General features: G+C 56.8%; 15 protein-coding genes. 7 read left to right on the top strand and 8 right to left on the bottom strand.

Annotated elements, in window-relative coordinates; translation table 11 throughout:
• Positions 1-7: 7 nt before the first annotated feature.
• The 5 genes from TU84_RS12785 to dinG all read right to left on the bottom strand — a co-directional run bounded on the left by TU84_RS12785 (position 8) and on the right by dinG (position 8,514).
• Complete coding sequence (locus TU84_RS12785; RefSeq protein WP_048369450.1) at positions 8-1,159, bottom strand: OmpA family protein; 1,152 nt, start codon at positions 1,157-1,159, stop codon at positions 8-10.
• 109 nt (positions 1,160-1,268) lie between these two features.
• Positions 1,269-2,414: a serine hydrolase domain-containing protein gene (locus TU84_RS12780; RefSeq protein WP_048369449.1), complete on the bottom strand. Its 1,146-nt coding sequence runs from the start codon at positions 2,412-2,414 to the stop codon at positions 1,269-1,271.
• Between the two features lie 254 nt (positions 2,415-2,668).
• Positions 2,669-3,814, bottom strand: coding sequence for a serine hydrolase domain-containing protein (locus tag TU84_RS12775; RefSeq protein ID WP_048369448.1), 1,146 nt, complete (start codon positions 3,812-3,814; stop codon positions 2,669-2,671).
• 106 nt (positions 3,815-3,920) lie between these two features.
• Complete coding sequence (locus tag TU84_RS12770; RefSeq protein WP_048369447.1) at positions 3,921-6,272, bottom strand: beta-galactosidase; 2,352 nt, start codon at positions 6,270-6,272, stop codon at positions 3,921-3,923.
• Positions 6,273-6,369: 97 nt separating this feature from the next.
• On the bottom strand, positions 6,370-8,514 hold the full coding sequence (dinG, locus tag TU84_RS12765) for an ATP-dependent DNA helicase DinG (RefSeq protein WP_048369446.1): 2,145 nt from the start codon (positions 8,512-8,514) through the stop codon (positions 6,370-6,372).
• Between the two features lie 98 nt (positions 8,515-8,612).
• On the opposite strand from dinG, the gene TU84_RS12760 reads away from it, so the two are divergent.
• Positions 8,613-9,077, top strand: a complete 465-nt coding sequence (locus TU84_RS12760) for a CopD family protein (protein ID WP_048369445.1) — start codon at positions 8,613-8,615, stop codon at positions 9,075-9,077.
• Positions 9,078-9,830: 753 nt separating this feature from the next.
• Here TU84_RS12760 and TU84_RS12755 read toward each other — a convergent pair.
• From TU84_RS12755 to TU84_RS12745, 3 genes are all read right to left on the bottom strand, one after another.
• Complete coding sequence (locus TU84_RS12755; RefSeq protein ID WP_048369444.1) at positions 9,831-10,589, bottom strand: hypothetical protein; 759 nt, start codon at positions 10,587-10,589, stop codon at positions 9,831-9,833.
• Positions 10,582-10,860 (bottom strand): DUF1145 domain-containing protein, encoded by a 279-nt coding sequence (locus tag TU84_RS12750; protein WP_048369443.1) that lies wholly within the window; start codon positions 10,858-10,860, stop codon positions 10,582-10,584. The genes TU84_RS12755 and TU84_RS12750 overlap by 8 nt, the downstream gene beginning before the upstream one ends.
• 132 nt (positions 10,861-10,992) lie before the next feature.
• Positions 10,993-15,723 carry a dermonecrotic toxin domain-containing protein gene (locus tag TU84_RS12745; RefSeq protein WP_053225231.1) on the bottom strand — a complete coding sequence of 1,577 codons (4,731 nt, stop codon included), beginning with the start codon at positions 15,721-15,723 and terminating at the stop codon, positions 10,993-10,995.
• 169 nt (positions 15,724-15,892) lie between these two features.
• Here TU84_RS12745 and TU84_RS12740 point away from each other — a divergent pair, with 169 nt between their 5' ends.
• From TU84_RS12740 to TU84_RS12715, 6 genes are all read left to right on the top strand, one after another.
• Positions 15,893-16,393, top strand: coding sequence for a DUF6231 family protein (locus tag TU84_RS12740; RefSeq protein WP_048369442.1), 501 nt, complete (start codon positions 15,893-15,895; stop codon positions 16,391-16,393).
• 4 nt (positions 16,394-16,397) lie between these two features.
• Positions 16,398-16,874: a YchJ family protein gene (locus TU84_RS12735; RefSeq protein WP_048369441.1), complete on the top strand. Its 477-nt coding sequence runs from the start codon at positions 16,398-16,400 to the stop codon at positions 16,872-16,874.
• 14 nt (positions 16,875-16,888) lie between these two features.
• Entirely contained in the window at positions 16,889-17,374 is a 486-nt protein-coding gene (locus TU84_RS12730) for an LEA/WHy family protein (RefSeq protein ID WP_048369440.1), read from the top strand.
• Positions 17,375-17,381: 7 nt separating this feature from the next.
• The gene (locus TU84_RS25560; RefSeq protein ID WP_082148713.1) at positions 17,382-17,582 is read left to right on the top strand and encodes an SEC-C metal-binding domain-containing protein; all 201 of its coding nucleotides are present in this window, start codon (positions 17,382-17,384) and stop codon (positions 17,580-17,582) included.
• 163 nt (positions 17,583-17,745) lie between these two features.
• A complete protein-coding gene (locus TU84_RS12720; protein WP_048369438.1) occupies positions 17,746-18,384 on the top strand; it encodes a glutathione binding-like protein in 639 nt (212 codons plus the stop codon).
• Between the two features lie 176 nt (positions 18,385-18,560).
• Positions 18,561-21,023 (top strand): penicillin acylase family protein, encoded by a 2,463-nt coding sequence (locus TU84_RS12715; RefSeq protein ID WP_048369437.1) that lies wholly within the window; start codon positions 18,561-18,563, stop codon positions 21,021-21,023.
• Positions 21,024-21,236 lie beyond the last annotated feature (213 nt).

The following is a 21,236-nucleotide window of genomic DNA, read 5'->3' as shown; positions in this document are numbered from 1 at the left end:
AAAACAATCAGTTCTTGTTCTGATCGTTGGCAGCCACTTTTTTGTCCGCTGCGGCTTTGGCCACTACCGGTTTTTTGGCCGGGGCAGCTTTTTTAGCCGGTGCGGCTTTCTTGGCATGCGCTGCCTTCTTGCTAGCCGACACGGAATCAGTCTTGGCCAGCGTCGAAGGCGCTACGGCCGGTTGAGCGGCAACCAGCTCTTCGGGGGTCAGTACCGGTTGGCTGTATTTGCTGACCAGCGCCAACATGGTGGCTTGCGGGGTCATCATGATTTCTACGCGGCGGTTCAATGCACGGCCTTCGTTACTGTCGTTCGCCGCACGTGGCATGACAGAGCCCATGCCACGCAGGGTCAGACGGTTACCTTGCAGTCCGCTCATGCGGAAAATCGCGGCCACCGATTTGGCGCGGTCCAGGCTCAAGCGGGTGTTGGCTGCCATGGTGCCCGAAGCGTCGGCATGACCGAGTACCAGTACAGCGGTTTTAGGGTCGCCTTCGACCACTTTGGCCACACGGGTGAACGGGCCGAGCATGGACGGCATCAGCAAATCCGGACGCGTAGGTTTGAACGCGCTGTCAGCGGCGGCGACGATCACGATCAAGTTCTCGCGACGCTCCAACTGCAAGTTAGAGTCTTTGATGGCAACACGCAGGCGCGGCTCGTACTCGTCCAGCCAGGCTTGGGTGATTTTCGGATCCGGCATCGGGATCACGCCAATCGGGGCGGCCTTGGTGGCTTTGTCATCACCACCAAACGGCCACCACCAGTTTTTCGACGTGCTTGGCGCGGCAGGCGCCGAGGCTACCTTGGCAACGACGGGTGCTTTATCAGCCGGGGCGTCTTTTTTGGCCGTGTCGCCACCACCAAAAGGCCACCAGCTAGAACCGCTGTCTTTGCTCGTGCTGGCTGCGGCGGCCACTGGCGCAGGCGCCGCTGCAGGGGCTGGGGCCGCAGCAGCGGTTTTGGCTGCTGGCGCCGTAGCTGGCGTGTTCGTTGGTTTGGCTGAAGCGCTGGCAGTTTTGTCCCCAGCGGTCGGAGCCTGATCAGACGACCCGAACTGCCACCATTTGTGGCCACCTTCGGCGTCATTCTGTGGAGTTTGTGCGCAACCGGTAATAGCCAGGCAAAGAGCCAGAGCGAGAGTCTTATTAGATGACATTGAATATCCACACAATGAATTAAAAATAAAAGGCACTACGCCCATATAAAAAAACGTATTGAACACATAAAAGCTATCGCGTTCCGACCTACGGTTTATAAAAACCCGGTTATAAACACTGTGCCAATACTTTCACCAACTTTTGCGCGCGTGGGTCCATCAAAACATAAGGCCCCAGTGAATTAGTCACAAACCCGAATGCAACCTCGCGTTCAGGGTCGGCAAAGCCAATTGAACCACCTGCTCCAGGGTGACCAAACGCCTTTGGCCCAAGGCCAAACGTGGCATTGGGTACGCCCGGTTGATCCAGCATGCAGCCCAGCCCGAAACGCGTCCGGGTGAGCAAGGTTTTATCCTCGCCCAGACTGTGTTCACGGGTCAGTTGCTCAAGCATTTCGGCTTCCAGCAATTTCCCCTCCAACAACCCGCTATAAAAGCCGGCCAAACTTCGCGCATTACCATGACCATTCGCTGCGGGCTGTTCCATACGACGCCATTCCGGCTTATTGGTGCTGGTCATAATAGACGGCGGATTGGTAAATGCCCGTGTCGTCATGGAAGACGGGGCATTCATCATCGCTTTCAACATCCGTTGGGCCGCTTCATCACCCATGTTGCCCTTGGTGCGGGCAACATGCGCGACGCGGTGAAACTCTTCATCTTTGAGCCCGACATGAAAGTCCAGCCCCAATGGCGTGGCCGTGCGGGCCACAATCGACTTCCCGGGACTGCGACCGTCTGCACGACGAATCAGCTCACCCAGCAACCAGCCGTAGGTAATCGCGGCGTACCCGTGACCTTCGCCCGGAGTCCACCATGGCGCCTCTGCGGCCAGTGCATCGACCATGGTTTGCCATTCATACAACGCGCCAGCCGGCAATAATTCGCGCAGTGCAGGCAAACCCGCACGGTGGCTCAACAACTGGCGAAGGGTGATGGACTCTTTGCCAGCCGCTGCAAACTCAGGCCAATCGCGAGCAACGGGAACATCCAGTGCCAGCTTGCCCTCTTCGACCAGTTGCAAGGCCGTCACTGCGGTAAAGGTCTTGGTGCACGAAAACAGATTGACGATGGTATCTGTGTGCCAAGCCTGCTCGCCGTCTTTGTCAGCCGTACCGGCCCACAGATCGAGCACTGTTTCGCCCGCGATCTGGATGCACAGTGCTGCTCCGCGCTCTTGCGGATCGTTAAACAAATCAGCAAACGCCTCACGCACGGCTTCGAACTTAAGGTCGTGAAACCCTTGAATGTGCACCCCTACCTCCTGGATCAAGCATGGCTCTACAAGGCGTGCATTGTTCCAGTACCGGTAGGATTTTGAAACAGAGCAAGCCGGTCAGAACGCACAATTTCTGGGCATTTTCATCGAGGTGCGCAGGGTATCAGGCGTGAGATGGATTTTTTGTGAAAAAGTCCGGGGCAGCGGCCTGGTCGAACGCTGCAAGAGACTGCGATCTTCACGGGGTTGAAGATCGCAATCTGAAGCACTTATCAGGCCGCCCGAGAACGTTAAAGTGCGGCGTAGGCCAACGTGGCAAGCTTGCGGACACGCGGATCCAGCAGAACATGACTACCAATGGTTGTGGTCACAAAACCAAAGCTCACATCCCGCTCCGGGTCTGCAAAACTGACGGGGCCACCCAACCCGACATGCCCAAAGGTATTGGGGCCCATGCACTTGGACGCGGCCTGGTCAGCTTGCTGCTCCAACATGCAGCCCAACCCATAGCGCATCGGGCGCAATAACACGCGATCCATGCTGTTGCTGTGCTCGCGGGTGAACTCGCTGAGCAGTTCAGGGCCAATCAGACGCCCACCGAGCAGCGCACTGTAAAAACCGGCCAGACCGTGAGCCGTGCCATGGCCGTTCACACCCGGTTGACGGTAAGACCACCAGCGAGGATCCGTGGTTTGTTTGGGGCCTACAGCAGGGTTGGTAAATGCCAGTGTCGCTACGTGCTCGGGTTGTTTGGACATCACATGCCGCAAAGCTATCGCAAAGCTGTCACCTTCACGCCCTTCAGCCCGGCCAAAGTGGGCGATTCTGTGAAAGTCCTGTTCAGCCACTCCCAGTTGTACTTCCAATCCATTGGGCTCGGTAATGCGCTCGCGAATAAACCGGCAGGGCTCCCGGCCATCAACCCGACGGATCAATTCACCGAGAATCCACCCGTAAGTCGTGGCGCCGTACCCAAGTTCTGTACCGGGCTGCCACCATAATGGCTCTGCGGCTGTTTTTTTGACCATCTCATCCCAGTCATACATCTCGGGCGTGCGACTCGGCAAACGCAAGGCAGGGGTCCCGGAGGTATGCGACAACACTTGGCGCAAGGTGACCTGATCCTTGCCGCCCTGGGCAAACTCGGGCCAGTAATGGCAAATTGGCTGATCAAGCGCCAGCTTGCCCTCTTCCACCAACATCAAGGTGGCTACCGCAGTAAAAGGTTTTATCGCGCAGTAGGTATTGACCAGCGTGTCCCGGTTCCAGGGCTTGGTCCTTTCTAAATCCGCCACGCCCGCCCACAGGTCGACTACCGTCTCGCCGCCGACCTGGATGCACAGCCCAGCACCGCGCTCCTGGGGGTCATCAAAGATTTCTTCGAAGGCTTGCTGCACCGCAGCAAACCGACTGTCACACGATCCTTTTGCGTCCATTGGTTTGATTCCCTTCAATTGGAACGCAAACCTTAGTCGCCGACGCCAAGAAGTGAAGCTCAAAGCCCCCTGGTGCGACAAAATGTATCGCCGCTAATCAGAAATATCAGTGACCTTTGCCCGAATGCCCGCCTGCATGGCCCGCACCAGAGCGGCCGCCGTTGGCGTCTTGTGGGGTTTGCACCGGAGCTTTGAGGGTTTTGTCGGCGTCAACCTGGGCTTTAGCCGCCTCCTGGCCCAACTGGTCAAGTGCTTGCAAGTTGGTCTTGCGCACGCTGTCGACAAAACCGGTGAACGGCAGGTCGGTGATGCCGATCATGCCGAAGTGGCCGTTTTCACCATCAAGCAAGCGACCGGTTACCGGCTGGTCCAGGTACTGGAACCAGTGAACCCCGACAATCGACGGTTCGGCCACGGCCTGCTTAATGAACTTGGCATACGCCGGGCCACGTGCTTCTTCACTGGCCACTTCAGTCACGCCGCCCCAAAACGGGCCACGGTCGCGGGAGCCGAAGTTGAACTCGGTGATCATTACCGGCTTGTTCAGTTCACGCAGCATGGCGAAGTCATAACCGTCCTGCGGTTGCAGGGTGTAGAAGTTGAAGCTCAGCACGTCGCAATACTGCGCGCACGACGCCACGGCCTCAGGGGTGCTCACGGCAAAGCGCCCGCCCAGCAACAAGTGATTCGGCGCATGCCATTTCAGCGAATCGGAGATGGTCTTGAAGTACGTATCGGCAAAGACTTTCTGGAAGTAGGTGTAATCCGCTTCAATTTCCGGATGCTCTGCATTCGGCAGCGGGCCGTTGAACCCCGGATCTTCCATCAACTCCCACGCCGGGATATCAACACCCCAGGCTTTGGACAGACCTTGCTGGTTACGGTACTTGTCGCGCAGTTGCTTGAGGAACGCACGCTTGGCCGGCGCATCCGTGGTCATGCGCAAGGTACCCAACGCCAGGGCAAAACGTGACTGAGGGTCGTCACCGCCGCCAGCCCACGCCAGTTCGTTATCGGCAAAGTAGCCGATCAGCCACGGGTCATCACGGTGATCACGGGCGGCAATCGCCACTGCGCGTTCGGTGGCCATGGCAAAGCGCGGGTCAAACGGATCGGGCATGCCGCCCCACCAATCGGTGCCGGTACTGATGCTGTTGTAATCACCCACAATCGACAACGGCAAGGTGTAAGGCACGCGGTCGTTAAGGCCCAGCGCCGGGTCGCTCCAGTTACCGATCGTGTTAAAACCCCAGGCTTGCAGGCGATCCAGGGTGTGAGCCTGCCAACGCTTGGCATCAAAGGCTTCAGGGGCACAAGGAATTGAGGGATCGGCGCCCGGCTCAGTTTTGCCGACCGCACACGGCTCACCGTAGAGGCGCTGCAAGTTGGCCGCGTAGAAGTTGTACCAGTGCCCCGAATCAAACGCCCGCCCCTGGGAGGAGCCATTGTTGCTGTCATGATCCGAAGTCCCGTAATAACCGGCCAAAGGCGCACCGGGCTTGGGCAAATCGGTAAACATCCACTCACGCCCAGTCACGTAGGTCTGGCTGTCCTCTGCGGTAACGGCGTTCAGGCCCAACGAATAAAACGGATGACCTTCAGGGGTGACCAGGTACCAGCGACCATTACGCTTTTCTGTGCGGAAAAAACCCGACGCGTCAAACGCAGGGCCTTTGAGCAACCCGCCGTACTGATCCAACCCGCTGCGCGCCGCCAGCCAGCCTTTGAGCTGCTGCTGCTCTTTGGCTGCTGCGGCTTTAAGCTGCTCATCGCTGGACACACGCTCTGGCCATTTGGCCCGAGTGGACTGGCCGTAGCCATCGACAATCGAGCCATAAACGGTCTTGATCACACCCGCGCCGTCCTGCACACCGAAGCGCTCCAGAAGGATGCTTTGCGCGGCATTGGGCTGCGGAATCGACAACGTCACCGAGACCACTTGACTGCGGTCAATTTCGCCCTGGCTGCTGGCCAGCAAACTGCGTTGCCCCTCGATAGTCATTGGCATCGGCGGGCCTGCGCGCATGCCCTGGCTGCGGGGAGAGTTGGCCTGCAACGGCAGCAACAGGGTTTGCGCAGGGCCGGCCGGCAGGTCAACACGACTGGTGAGGGTCTTGCCGTCCTTGCTCTGCACCGTCACATCGAGCGTGAGGGCCCAGTTCATGGCGTTTTGGATACGCAGGGTCATCATTCCCGATTGCGACCAGTCCCACACACCGGCTTGCGGGGTCAGGCGCAAGCTGGGGGCCGCGGCCGGGTTAAAGGTCACACGACGCAGTACTTCACCTTCCGCCGTTTGCTCTGCGTTGTACTGCGGCAAGTTCGCATCCACGGTCGCCACTTGCACCACATCGGCCGGGCGAACGAAATTGAACAGGGTTTGTTGACCGGCAGGCGCCGCCAACAGCGGGGTCGTGACCAGCAACGCAAAAGCTGCAGACAGTGAACGGCGAATCATATGAATCTGGTTCTCCCTAACGGCCAAATACGGCCTGTGAGGCTTTGAAGCTCACAGCATAGACGACAGCAAGGCCGGCATGGACGCCGGCTTGCACTTATGAAATTTCGCGTCGAAACGGCGGCAAGGCATTCAGAATCGCCTTGCCATAGCGCTGGGTCACCAGCCGCCGATCGAGCAATGTGATGGTGCCGCGGTCCTGTTCGGTACGCAGCAAACGCCCGCAGGCCTGTACCAGCTTGAGCGATGCATCGGGCACTGAAATCTCCATGAAGGGATTACCGCCACGGGCTTCGATCCATTCTGCCAAGGCCGCTTCAACGGGATCATCGGGCACCGAGAAGGGGATTTTGGCGATGACTACGTGCTCGCAATAAGCACCGGGCAAGTCCACACCCTCGGCAAAACTGGCCAGTCCGAACAACACGCTGGAGTCGCCGCCATCCACCCGCGCCTTGTGTTTATTCAGGGTCTCTTGCTTGGACAAGTTGCCCTGGATAAACACTTGCTTGCGCCAGTCACGCTCCAGGCCGTCGAAAACGTCCTGCATTTGCTTGCGTGAAGAGAACAGCACCAACGTGCCGCGCGAACCTTCTACCAGCCCCGGCAGATCACGAATGATCGCCGCCGTGTGCGCAGTCGCATCGCGCGGGTCAGCCTTGAGGTCCGGTACACGCAACACTCCCGCATCGGCGTGATGGAACGGGCTCGGCACAATCGCTGTGACTGCGGTTTTCGGCAAACCGGCGCGCATGCGGAAGCGATCAAACGTGCCCAGTGCGGTCAGCGTCGCCGAGGTCACCAGCGCACCGTAGGCCACGTTCCACAGGTTACGACGCAGCATCTCGGCGGCCAGAATCGGGCTGGCGTTGACCTCGATGTCGAACAGCGAACCACTTTCAGCCAGGGTCAGCCAGCGCGCCATCGGCGGGTTGTCTTCCGGGTCTTCAGTGGTGAAGGCCGTCCACAGTTCCCAGTTGCCCTGAGCCCGCGACAGCAGGCTGCCGAACAGCGGATACCATTCCTCGGCCTGCTGGCTGGAGATGCCGATGTTGACCTCCCCTTCCATGCCGTCCTTGAGCAGGTCGGTCAAACGGGTGAACACGTCGGTCAGGCGTGAAAAGCCCTTCTTCAGTTCAATGCCCATTTCACGCAGGTGATCAGGGATCACGCCACCCACAAAACGGTGGCGCGGGCGTTCACGGCCTTCTGGCTCTTCGCCGACCTTGAAGTCAGCGATTTGCTCACAGGCGCTGAACATGAATTGCTGCTGGGCCTTGATCTCTTTGGTCAGCTCCGGTACTTGCTCCAGCAAACGCCCCAAGTCGCCCGGCAACGGATGCTGAGCGAGCAGTTTGGTGAGGTTTTTGCCGGTTTGCTCCAGCCAGTCAGCGGTCGAGCGCAAACGGGTGTAGTGGGCAAAGTGACCGATGGCTTTGTCTGGCAGGTGGTGACCTTCGTCGAACACATAGAGCGTGTCACGCGGGTCAGGCAAAACCGCGCCACCGCCCAACGCCAGGTCAGCCAGCACCATGTCGTGGTTGGTGACGATCACATCAACCTTGCCCATGCCTTCGCGGGCCTTGTAAAAGGCGCACTGACCGAAGTTCGGGCAATGGCGGCTGGTGCACTGGCTGTGATCAGTGGTCAGGCGCGCCCAGTCCTGGTCTTCCAGCGCCTGGGGCCAGCTGTCGCGGTCACCGTCCCATTTATTGCCGGCCAGCTTTTCGATCATGCTGGTAAACAGTTTTTGGCTGGCTTCGTCGACTTCAATCTTGAAGCCTTCCTCTTCAAACAGCTGCGCGGTCGCGGTTTGCGCGTGGCCTTCTTGCAGCAGCATGTCGAGTTTGGACAGGCACATGTAACGCCCACGACCCTTGGCCAGCGCAAAGCTGAAATTCAGCCCGCTGTTGCGCATCAGATCCGGGAGGTCTTTGTAGACAATCTGCTCCTGCAGGGCGACAGTTGCCGTGGCAATCACCAGGCGCTTGCCCGCAGCCTTGGCGGTCGGAATGGCGGCCATGCTGTAAGCCACGGTTTTACCGGTACCGGTGCCCGCTTCAACGGCAACCACCGCCGGGTCGCCGGTACGATGGTTTTCTTCGTCGGTATCGATATCGCCCAGCACTTTGGCGACTTCAGCAATCATCAGACGCTGGCCATAGCGCGGCTTGAGGCTCTTGGCTTCGAGAAAACGCGAATAAGCGCCCTGGATCTGGGATTTGAGTTCGGTACTAATCATGGTTCTTCGGGCGCAAGAAACGCTGGATAAATTTTCAGTGGTTCGAATGGCCGCTATCATACCCCGCTAATTGATCCTGCGCCGAACGGAGTACCCCAATGACCACCTTCGCTGTTACTTACAGCCTGCATTTACTGGCGGCCCTGATCTGGGTGGGCGGGATGTTTTTCGCCTGGATGATCCTGCGCCCCGCCGCAATGACGGCCCTTGAAGGGCCTGCCCGGCTAAAACTGTGGGTTGAAGTGTTTCAACGTTTTTTTGGCTGGGTGTGGGTCGCGGTGGTTATTTTGCCGATAAGCGGTGTCGGCCTGCTGCACATGCGCTTTAGCGGGTTCGAAACGGCGCCCCGTTATGTGCAGATCATGATGGGCGTGTACATCGTCATGGTCGCCCTGTTTATCCGCATTCAATCACTGCAACTGCCCGAATTGCGCAAGGCCGTTGAGGCTCAGGAATGGGCGGCAGGCGCGGCGGTGATGGGGCGGATTCGCCGCCTGGTCGGGTGCAACTTGCTAATAGGTCTCGCGCTGGTGGCGATTGCCGGGGCGCGCCCGATGTTTTGAAGGGGTCGCTACCTCCTAACTGTAGGAGTTGCCGCCCCCGTCTACGACGCCGCGCTGTCGCGCAGCAAACAGGTTACTGTAGTCGCTGACGAGGTACGAAGGCTGCGATCGGCTGCGTGCAGCCGTAAAAACCATCCACCTCGGGATTCTTGGGTACATATCCGTTGCTGCGGTAACGGCCACTTAGAATTCCGGCCTTACGCCGTGCCACTTTGAAAAGCGCAAAGTGGCCAAACGCTTTTTGCCCCAACCCCTCGGTGCCTCGCTGTGGCTCGGCATGCCCTCACCACAGGCCTTGCGATCAACCATCCCTGGCCGTGTCACGGCTAACCCGGCGTCCTGCCGGGTTACCCTCTGCGCAAAACCTGCGCTCGGCCAGCGTGGTTTAACGGGGCCTCTTAGATCAAGATCAAAAGCCAGATCAAGATCAAAAGATCGCGAGACAAGCTCGCTCCTACAAGACCTTAGGAATCAATTACTTATTTTGTGTTTGATAGGAGTGGCCGCCCCGTCTTCGACGCCGCGCTGTCGCGCATCAAACAGGACAGCGAATATCGTAAGCATCCCCCCAATCGGTTCCCTCTCCTTCGGGAGAGGGCTAGGGAGAAGGGTGCTCTTAGATAAAGATCAAAAGATCGCGAGCAAGCTCGCTCCTACAGGGCCTTTAGAATCAATCACTTATTTCATGTTTGACAGGAGCGAGCTTGCCTCGCGATCTTTTGATGTTTAAAAATCGCGAGACGTGGGCGTTTCTTACAACCGCTGGACGGTCACGGCGCCTGCCGGGCCAGCATCACCCGGTTGCCCGGTTTGACCCGGGCGACCCGATTTGCCGCCATCGGCACGGTAAACAATGCAGCCTTTGGATTTGCCACCCGCACCTGCCCGGCCGGCCGCGCCGGGTTTGCCGCCTGCACCGCCATCGACCAGTACTTTGATCTGATCATCGGGGAAGTCTCGGGGCAGTTCGACCCGTACCTGTGCGCCCGCAGCGCCCTGATGCCCATTACCGCCGTCGTCACCATTGGCGCCTGCTCCGGCTGATCCCCAGGTGCAACCCGGTTCAGCGCCATTGCCACCATCAAGCCCGACAAAACCCGGTGCGCCAGTGCCGCCACGGGCGTCAATGGACAGTTGATCGGCCTGCAACGCTTCGATTCTCAGGCTCAGATCACGGGCAGGTCTGGCCGGTTTTTCAAACGTCCCCGCTGCACCGCGCGTGCTGATCTGGCTGCCTTCACCCAGCTCGGCATTGGCTACACGCAGCTCAATCCCACGCCCGGCCGGCACGATGACAATGCGTGACTCATGCCCCAAATGCAGTTGATCAATGTTGACCTGACTGACACCCGCCGGAATCAGCAGAGTGCCGTAGTCCGCTACATCGAGTTTTTCGAGTGTCAGAACGGCCACATTCGCGGGCAGACGCATCATCGAGTTAGCCTCGACCTGCACCACCTCGGCATGGGCAAACGGACTGCAAAGGGCTGCCATTAAACATAACTTACGCATGACTGTTGTCCTGGCCTGAAGATTTAGGGAGGGTTTGCACGTGCAGGATGCCCACTAAAAGAATGTACAGTCGGTCACGCCAAGGATGTGGGCGCCCTTGCAGGCTGCTATTGAACAGCAGCAGCTCAAGCAAATGAGTCAAAAACAGCAGACTACCTGCCAGGTTGATCAGCAGGTCGAACGGATTGCTCAAGGGTTTGAAAACGTTGATCGCAACGACCACCCAGAACAACAACGTCAGCACCTTCCCCAGTCCCCAAAGCACCTTCATGCAACAGCCCTTTCTATGTTTTTCTTTAAGCGAACATTAACGGCTAGCAGGATAGCTGCGCCAGAGGTCCCTGCAAAAATACCTCACTGCGCACGCCACGCAGTTGAGGCATTTAACCCGTAGCTCATGTCATTACGTGGTTAACGGCAAAAACCATTGTTCGGCAAGGTTCTTGCCGATCTGACCGCGATGCACCTCAACCACATCGTGCTGGTTTTTCGCCTTTTCCTTCAGCGACCAATAATCAGATGTTCGCTGGCTCCAGAGCTTGAGGTGCGCCACCGCATAATCCGCTTTGGGCGTAGTGGCGTCTTTATAGTGAAAATGCGCGCACCAGATAAAATTGCCAGCAGCATCCTTGATCGCGTACTCATCAATAAAGTCTCGTTTAAGCTTCGAACGCTTACGATTCAACGTGATACTCACCAGCCTCTTTTCAAGCAAGAATTGAAGAGTGCCATGGGTCGGGGGGAGTTTCAGGCTTAAACGAACACGCAAGTCATGCGCCTTGGCTTTCATGTCCAGCGCTCTGGCTCGCATGCCCCCCACTAACTCCAGATCCTCACGTTGGCGCCAGCTTTCAGTGTCAGCCCTGCTGGCCTCTTCAAGTTCGGCAGCGCATTGGCTCAAGCGCTCAGCCACATGTAACAGCGTCTCTTCGGCCTCTTGAGGGTACCTGGCGCTATTAATAAGGCTCTCTGAACGCCTTAGATGAATATCAGCCATGTCATAAAGTTTCAGTGCTTCTTTTTTAATCTCAGGCAATTTACGACCTGGGGGTATTGGCGCGTCAGAACGGGCGACAGAGACAAGGTCCCACTCATCTCCTTTTTTAATATAGGTAGACAGCAGCTCATTATCTTGATCAGTACGGACTTCTACTTCCTCACCCGTTGCGCCTGCCTGTTGCGGTTTCAAATCCCCAATCAAACGCCCTTTATTGCGCGTATTAAAAATACGTTTTTGCGGTCGAGAGGACAAAGACTGCTTTTTGTCTTTACTCTTTGCACTTAACTTTTTAAGGGGTTCCAGCTCATTGGCCAGTTGCTGCTCTGCGTCTTTATAGACGCCTACCACCATATCAACAAACGCTTGAAAAGCTTCAGCCTCCACTTCTTCAGCATGCACAACTCTGAAGTCTAAAATGCCATCAAGTACATGGCCGTACTGTTCTACCAGACTGTTCAATACATCCAGGCGCTCTTGGGGAGAAAAATCCAGCTTATTGAGTTGATCGTGAGTCTGTATCAACTCACGCAGTGGTGAGGCTATTTTTATCAGCGATACCGTAAGAGCACTATTAAAAACATTTACACTAACACGCACTAACGACGCAACTAAAAATTGTTTGATATGCAACGGCGTTAATTCCTGTTTCGCGAGCTTTTCGTGCAAGCGCTCTGACGCTTCTCTGCCCTCCGCTCCAAACCCAGCTACCTCATCACTGTATTTTTTTGTTTTTTCGAGCCACTCGATTCTTTGATTTTCAAACTTAATAATGCCATTCATATATTCTCTATGCACAACCAATCTTGCGTACGCCACACTGGCTTTGGAAGAAGAAGGCCCTTGGTAATTTAAATCCAAAGCCTGCCACTTAGCATCAAGAACTGGTCGCATCTTACTGACCTGCGCCAAACAAGTACTGAGAAAATTAATAATTTCGCCTATGTAATTCACAATATTCTGATTTGAAAAAACAACACCTAACTCCTTGACTTCCTTGATAGCACCAAACAACGATTCCACAACACTCAGACCTGACATCAGTTCTGCCACATACTTTTGACGCTGATCCAATACTTCTTCCGCTGTTCTTCGCGAATCACTTTCAAACAGTTTCATTAAATTTTCATAAACATTAATTTTTGTTTTTACACTGTCGAATTTATCCCTTAAGGCAGTCAATTCATCTCCCAGCTCAGTCGCACGCTGGGCCTTGCGCTCACGCACAGCTTTTACCTGCTTACCCGGAGCGCCACCCCTCAAGCGCATTTTCAGATCCACTGTCCAGCGTCCCTGCGCATCAGATTGCAACGCTGGCCCGCCCACAATGCTCACTTCGCCCGCATCGATCTGCACGGGGTAATAAGCCCCCTCAATAAAGGCATAACCGCCACCGTCTGTTAAATAGAGGCCAGCCAAGGCATCCGAGCGTTCGGGCAATGGCAGGGCTTGAGGCTTAGGTACTGCAAGGGCCTCAAGTTTTTTGCGCAAATCAGGCGTAAGCCGGTTGTTGGCACTGGCAAAACTGAAATCCAGATCTTCAATGGCTTTTTTTTGCCATTCCCCAGGCATGAACACGACACCGTCCTTGACGGTGGCAGGAGGCCGCGCCGGCCATTCCTTGGAAATACGTCGCGGGACAGGGGCTTTACGCAATAAAGGGGTCGACCTTGCTTGCGGGCTTGCTAGTGGAGGAGCGATTGCTCTCATTTGAAGCAAAACCATCGCCAGATTTTGTAATAAATCGACAACGGCCAGCTCACGGGTTACCGCGTCATCACTGCTCAAAGCAGGCACATCCCGGGCGAGTGCCTGGACCAGCAGCAGGAACCAGGCTGTGAGCATCACCGGCCCACGAAGATAGGGCAGCATAAAAATATTGAAAAAAAGATTGGCCCCCTCCAGAAAAAGGCGCCATCTGCTTTCTCGGTTGGATACGGTATCGCGATCAGCCTGATGCACCAGCGCTAGCGCATTGATTTGATACAGGTAAGGCAAAAGTTGGCCATTACCCAGATGCTGGGCCAGGTCACTACCGTCACCATTCACAGCCAGCGTCGCGGGTTCAGGCTTCTCAAACGTCGTCACCGCAAAGTCATCTTCCAGATTAAAACGTACGAAATGCGGCTCTTTAAACCCTCCGTTGTCGTACACCGTGCGGGCGCTATCGGTCAGCCAGGTCAGAACACTGGTTTGCAGCTCAGAAGGCGTTGCAATGGCCTCCATCAGCGCGGTACGAGAGGTAAATTCCACTAACGACTGCTCATACAGAGGCCGAAACAAGACATGCGGCCCTGCTTCGAGATTCAACGGCTCGATGATGAACATATTGCTCACGACATCTGGCTTGGCCTCTGCACTGCTCAGTAACGCCAAGGCACGTATCACGATGGTCTGGCCGTCAACAGAACGGTTATAGGCTTCTGTCTGCATGATTGCCGCCACATAACGTGCGCCCAGAGGCGTCATCCCGGCCTCTCCCTTGAGGCTCAGTTCCAGGGCCTGCAGCGGTAATTGCCATTTGAGCTGTGCAGAAAAGCGCTTTTCGCGATCGGCGCTTAATGACGGGTCATCCAGTAAGTAAGCTTTCAGCTTTTCAGGGTAGTTTTTACCAATATCGACCGACTCAATCAGCCCGCTACCTTGAGTGATGTAAGACGCCGTGAACCATGCTGGCAGAGGTAGCCCACTGCGGTGTTCTACCTTAATGAGCTCCCCTTGGGGTTTACCCGAGAGATTTTTAAGGGCCAGTTCTGTCAGGGTCATTTTCACCCGCTCGGTCAAACCCGAAGCATTGGTGCTGCCCGGCGCGAATGCGCCCGTCACCAGCAAGAATGTCAGCTCGATATCGTCCGGCTCGCAGGCCGCCAAGGCTGCTGCGTATTGGACCGGCTGCTCATAACGTTGCTGATCAAGCAAAAGCTGTTGCTTGAGCGAGTTCACAACAAAGCTGTGAATGTCGGGGATACCGCTCAGATAGCTCAGCCCTTGAGCACTTTTTTTCGCACCGGCCAGCGCCAGACTCCAGGAACGGTAGCGCGCTTGATCGGCGCTGGATGCCTTTGTTAACCACTGCGCAAGCTTCGATTGCACCCTGCTCAAGGTATCCGCCGGGGGTGCGCTGGTGTTGAGAAAAAACCTTGAGGCATCAGTGATCTGTAAGCAGGTCGCTTTAAGCGCTTCAAGCCCCACAGTCGTGGGCAACTTCAGCAGTGAGAGGTTGCTTAACTGCTTGCCGAGGATAAACCCCGCTTGCGTATCAAAGGCGTCGCCGTCAATTTCGTAGCGTTTGGTGGTTATGCTATCAACGGCATAAAAGGCCTCGGCAACACGGGCTCTGGACTGGGTGGCCGACTCAACTGAACTGAATGTTTCAATGCTCCCGTCTGGCAAGCACAGCATGACCAGTGGCGGTAATGCCTGCCCTTGCGGGTAACGTACTAACAAAATATGAGGCGTTATAAGACTCTCAGTCCTCCCCGGGTAGGTCAGCGTAGATTGCAGGTAATAGACGCGAGTGGCCTGGTCACCGTAACGGCTGATCCTCTCTTCACTCTGCGCATAGTCGAGTACCTGACGCACCGTCTCCAGCTCCGGGTCGCTCAGTGCGGTTGACTGCATGACCTTCAGCGTCAACGTATCTTTGATAACGCTACTGAGCCACCTCCAGCGGTTGACATCGCCCTCGACAGGCTCATTCCAATATCCGGTCAGTGCACTTTTAAACTCTATCGGCAGACGCCAGGGCAGCTCTTTAATGAGCGCCTCTACGACTTTCATATCGACATCATGCCCGTCAGCGAGCTTGAGCCGCTTGCCTTGATGATCAGACAAAAAATAATAATTAAGCGGGGGGATAATTTCGCTGATCTCAAGCGAAGCACCATTGACCAGGTAGGCCATCACTTGATCAATGAGCAGAGGCAACCCCCACACGCCACTCTCATGAGGGGTGGCCAGCCGTGTACTGGCCAGATCCACCGCCAGGGTCGGGTAACGCTCAGTAAGCGCAGTCAGAAGCGTGGTGCGAATAAGTTCTTCAATACCAGGACGACTGGCAAAATGCGTATAAACCGCCTGCTGGACAGGCGAGGACAAGGTTTGAATAGGTGCAGCGGGACGTGCAGGCATCGACATGGGCATTCCTTTGTTGGCTGGGCGGTCACAGGACCTTTCCGATATTTACCGCTGCAAGTGGTGATGAAAGGTGGTACCCCGTTAGCACCTGCTCGTAATCAAACGCTGACAGACCTAGGCCACAGGCTCCGGGCACGCTAGTCTTGAGCGCTCTGATTGAGGACTTGAGATGACGACCCCTGCTTTTTCCACACGAACACCTCAGCAAGCGTTAGCAGCGTTGCTCGACACTTACTCTCCACAACGTGTCCTGGTGGTCGGCGCCAGCCAGTTCCCGGCATTGGAGGCCTATAAACAGGCCCATCCTGATGTTCATGTCGCCCAGGCAATGCCCGGCGCACTGCCTGCCGACGTGGCGGCACAACGTTTCGACTTGGCCCTGGCAGTCGACTGCCTGGAGCACCTGTCCAAGCGCGAAGGCCTGGAATTGCTCGGCGGAATTCGTAACTTGAACGCCAGCCGCATCGCCGTGTTGGCGGATCTCACAGCTTGCGATTGGAAAGAAACGGACTTTTTCGCTTTAGCCCTACAAAACAATGAGCGTTTTCAGCGTGACGAACAGATATTGACCCTCTTTACTTACGACTTACGCGAATACAAACAAGTACCCGACTGGCTCAACGCCAGGTTTTGGGCCAACCCGGAAAACTTTGGCAAGTACTGGTGGTAAGCCGATGAGCACATCTATTTGCCCGTGTGGCAGCGGCAACTTGCTAAGCGCCTGCTGCGGGACTTATCACGCCGGGCACCCGACCCCTAGCGCCGAAACCCTGATGCGCTCGCGCTACAGCGCCTATGTGATGGGGCTGATTGACTATCTGGTCGAGACCACGCTGCCTGTGCAGCAAGCCGGGCTCGATCGCCCATCCATCGCGCAGTGGAGCGCTCAAAGCACCTGGCTGGGCCTGGACGTTGAAAGCAACGAGGTTTTCGGTGGTCAGCCAGAGCATGCCTTTGTGACCTTTACCGCGCGCTGGCATGACGTCAATGGCGAGCACAGCCATCGGGAACGCTCCTCATTTGTACAGAATGCAGGCCGTTGGTACTTCATCGACCCGACGGTGCCACTCAAAGTGGGCCGCAATGATGGTTGCCCTTGTGCCAGTGGGCAGAAGTTCAAAAAATGCTGCGCGGGTTTCTTCGGCCAATAAGCCGGGAGTAAAGAATGGATTCTAAAGCTCGCTTGACCAAAACCCTTGCGCTGGTGATGATCCTGGCGCTGTCAGGCTGCGCTTCGTGGTTTGGCGCAGATGACAAAGACCCCCAGTTAAAACTGGAGCGTGTCGAGCTGGTCCGGGCCAAACTGCTGGAACAACGTTTCAAGCTGCACTTTAGAATCGACAACCCGAACGACTCCACCCTCACCGTGCGCGGGCTGGTCTACACACTTTATTTAGGGCCGGTAAAACTGGCTGAGGGTGAGTACAGCCGCTGGTTCAGTGTCGAGCCCAACAGCCATGCAGATCTGGTGGTGCCGGTGCGGACCAACCTGTGGCAACACATGCGCCCGCTGATCAAATTGCTTGAGTCGCCCGACGAGCCGATCCCTTATCGGCTCGACGGTACGTTACAGACCGGCCTGTTCTTCGGTTACGACGTGCACGTGGTGCGTAAAGGCGAGATAATGCCCGGCGATTTTATTCCAGAGTGATTGAGTAATGACCCAGCAACCCCACGTTCATGGCCCAGACTGCAACCACGATCATGACCATCATGACCACGATCACGGCCATGTACACGGCCCGAACTGCGGGCACGCGCCACAAGAGCCGGTGCGCAACGCCTTGAAAGACATTGGTCGTAACGATCCTTGCCCGTGTGGCAGCAGCAAAAAGTTCAAGAAGTGCCACGGCGCCTGATTCTTCAGACCGCTCTGCCCGCGCCGCACCTGCCTTGAGCACGTGCGGCGCATTTGTTTCAGGGGCTGCGTAAACCTTTTGTAACCAAGGGGCCATTGGGAGTAAAACAGGCGTTCGCAAAGATCCGCGACTGCTGTGTGAATCTTCCCATCTGGAGCCCTTCATGATCGATCTTTATTACTGGACTACGCCAAACGGCCACAAAATCACTCTGTTTCTTGAAGAAGCGGGCCTGGCGTACACGATTCACCCGGTCAATATCAGTAAAAACGAGCAGTTCGAACCCTCCTTCCTGAAGATCGCCCCAAACAACCGCATTCCGGCCATTGTCGACCACGAGCCGGCCGATGGCGGTGAACCGCTGTCGCTGTTTGAATCTGGCGCAATCTTGTTGTACCTCGCGGAAAAAACCGGTCAGTTTTTGCCTAAAGACCTGCGTGGGCGGCAAGTAGCCTTGCAATGGCTGTTCTGGCAAATGGGTGGCCTGGGGCCAATGGCCGGGCAAAACCATCACTTCAAGCGCCTGGCCGAGAAAATCCCTTATGCGCTCAAGCGCTACACCGACGAAACCGCTCGTCTGTACGGTGTGTTGAACAAGCAACTGGAAGGCCGTCAGTTTGTTGCGGGCGATGAATACAGCATTGCTGACATGGCGATTTACCCGTGGACCGTGTCACATGAGCTTCAAGGCCAAAACCTGGATGACTTCCCGGCGCTGAAAGTGTGGTTTGAGCGCATCAAGGCTCGCCCGGCGACCCAACGTGCGTACGCACTGGTAGACACGATCAACCCGCCGAAATAGCCCCCTTATCTGCAGGTGCGGGCTTGCTTGGCGATCGTTTAAAAAACCAAAAGATCGCGATGCAAACCCGCCCCCGCCAATAGCCCCGCACAGCGCCATAGATAGCACTTGCGCAGTGTCATCGGCCTCACTAACGTAGCGCCTTTCGATGACATTCCCCCCGCAGGAGCTTTGCCATGGCCTCGCCAGCCCTTACTCATTTTTTACCCCGGTTCGGCGTTGCCGCGGCAATGGTCAGCCTGCTGGGCTTGTCCGGTTGCCAACTTAACTCACTGTCCGGCGAGAGCCTGCTGCCGGCTTCCGGTATGCAGCCGCTAAAAGGTTTGGCGCAAAACGTCTCGGTGCGACGCAACAGCCAAGGCATCCCGCTGATCGAAAGCAGCAGTTTCCATGATGCGCTGTTCACCTTGGGCTATGTCCACGCCGGTGACCGGATCAGCCAGATGGTGCGCCTGCGCTTGCTGGCCCAAGGCCGCTTGGCCGAGTTGGACGGCCCCGATGCGCTGGACAGCGACCGTTTAATGCGCAGCATCAATCTGAAAAAGACCGCTGACGAGCTGTACAAAAGCTCCTCACCCCGCCTCAAAAAGTTCTTTGAGGTCTATGCCCGCGGCGTCAACGCGTATCTGTTCCGCTACCGCGACAAGCTCCCTGCCGACCTCGCCCAGGCGGGCTACAAAGCGGAGTACTGGAAACCCGAAGACTCGGCCCTGATTTTCAGCCTGTTGAACTTCTCGACCTCGGTCAATCTGCAAGAAGAGCTCAACACACTGGTACTGGCGCAAAAAGTCGGCGCCGGCCACCTCGCGTGGCTGACGCCGACCTACCCCAATGAACAACTGCCGATCGCTGAAGCCGAAAAACTCAACGGCCTGAATCTGGCCAGCCAATTGCCTGGGTTGAACGGCGTCACTCAGGCGCTTGAGCGCGTGACCGCACTCAATTTGCCAGGCGTCACGGCATCCAGTGACTGGGCCATTGGCCCACAACGCAGCCGCAGTGGCAAAAGCCTGCTGGCCAACGATATTCATCAGCCCATCGGCGTTCCGTCGGCATGGAGCTACGTGCAGATTCGCGCGCCTAAATACCAGGCGGCGGGCGCCTCGATTGCGGGTTTGCCGACACTGCTGGCCGGTTTCAACGGTAAGGTCGCGTGGGGCATGAGCATGGCCATGGGCGACAACCAGGATGTGTTCCTGGAAAAACTCAAGCGCCAGGGCAACAGCCTCTATTACTTGGCCGATGGTAAATGGCTACCCGCGTCGGTGCGCAACGAAACCTTTTTTGTCAAAGGTCAGCGCCCGATTCGCGAAGTCATTTACGAAACACGCCACGGCCCACTGCTGAACAGTGTGGTTGGCTCGACCACGGCGCTGAACAGCAGCCTGGGGCTGGCCCTGCAAACCCCGGACTTCAAGGGCGACAAAACCCTGGATGCGTTCTTCGACCTGTCCCGTGCGCAAAACAGTGAAAGCGCGTCAGACGCCAGTCGTGAGATCCGTGCGATTGCGCTGAACCTGCTGTATGCCGATGCCAGCCATATCGGTTGGCAGGTTACCGGCCTGTACCCTAACCGCCGCGATGGTGTGGGCCTGTACCCGTCACCGGGCTGGGACAGCCGTTATGACTGGGACGGTTACGCTGACGCCATGCTCCACCCTTACGATCAAGACCCGGCGCAGGGCTGGTTGGGCACGGCAAACCAGCGCACGGCCGCTTACGGCTACGGCATGCAACTGTCCAATTCGTGGTTATCGCCTGAGCGCAGCGAGCGCCTGGCCCAATTGGCAGGCAACGGCAAACAGGATGCCCGCAGCATGATCGCCATGCAGTACGACCAGACCACCTTGTTTGCCGCCAAACTCAAGGCCATGTTTAGCGCTCCGGGCATGGCTCAACCGCTGAAACAAGCCATCGCCGCCTTGCCTGCTGCCGATCAGGCCAAGGCCAACGAAGCCCTGAGCCGATTGATGGCCTTTGATGGCAAGCTCAGCCCGACCTCGGCTGATGCGGCGCTGTACGAGTTGTTCTTGCAGGCAAGCACCCGGCAAATCTTCCTCGACAAACTGGGCCCGGAGTCCAGCGCCACCTGGAAGGCTTTTATTGCCAACAGCACCTTGTCGTACTCGGCGCTCAGCGATCACTTGCTGGGGCGTGAAGACAGCCCGTTCTGGGACGACACCCGCACCCCGCAAAAAGAAGACAAACCGGCCATTCTGGCCCGTAGCCTGGCAGCCGCCATTACCACGGGCGACAGCCTGATGGGCAGCGACCACCGCGCATGGCAGTGGGGCAAACTGCACCATTACCTGTGGCGCAACAGCAACGGCCAAACCGTGCGCGGGCCCATTGCCGCGGGCGGCGATCACACCACCCTGAACACGGCGGCCTACAGCATTGGCAGCGACAGCTTTGCAACCACCGTGATTCCGGCCATGCGCATGATCGTCGACTTCGGCCAAAGCGAACCGATGATGGGCCAGAACAGTACCGGGCAATCCAGCAACCCGGCGAGCCCGCATTACGCTGACGGCATTGATCCATGGCTGAAGGGGCAATACATGCGCTTCCCGATGCAGCCGCAGAACTTTGACAGCGTGTACGGTAAAACCCGCCTCACCTTGGTGCCCGGCAAATAAGCATCTCTGTGGGAGCGGGCTTGCTCGCGATTGAATCAACAAGGTGTCACTGACACACCGTGTTGCCACATCGCGAGCAAGCCCGCTCCCACAGGGGCATCATTGAACAGCGCACTGTTTTGGATCACGCCTTTTTCAGCGCTCTTTTGTAGCGCACAGCCGCCGTTTTTTACTCCCTTCCCGGCTTTAAACGCCCCCTCAACCCCATGTGGT

Origin of the sequence: Pseudomonas helleri (genome assembly GCF_001043025.1) — a bacterium.
In the GTDB taxonomy this organism is placed as follows: domain Bacteria; phylum Pseudomonadota; class Gammaproteobacteria; order Pseudomonadales; family Pseudomonadaceae; genus Aquipseudomonas; species Aquipseudomonas helleri.
Note: the sequence above shows the minus strand (reverse complement) of the source record. Positions and strands in the feature narration are given on the sequence as shown.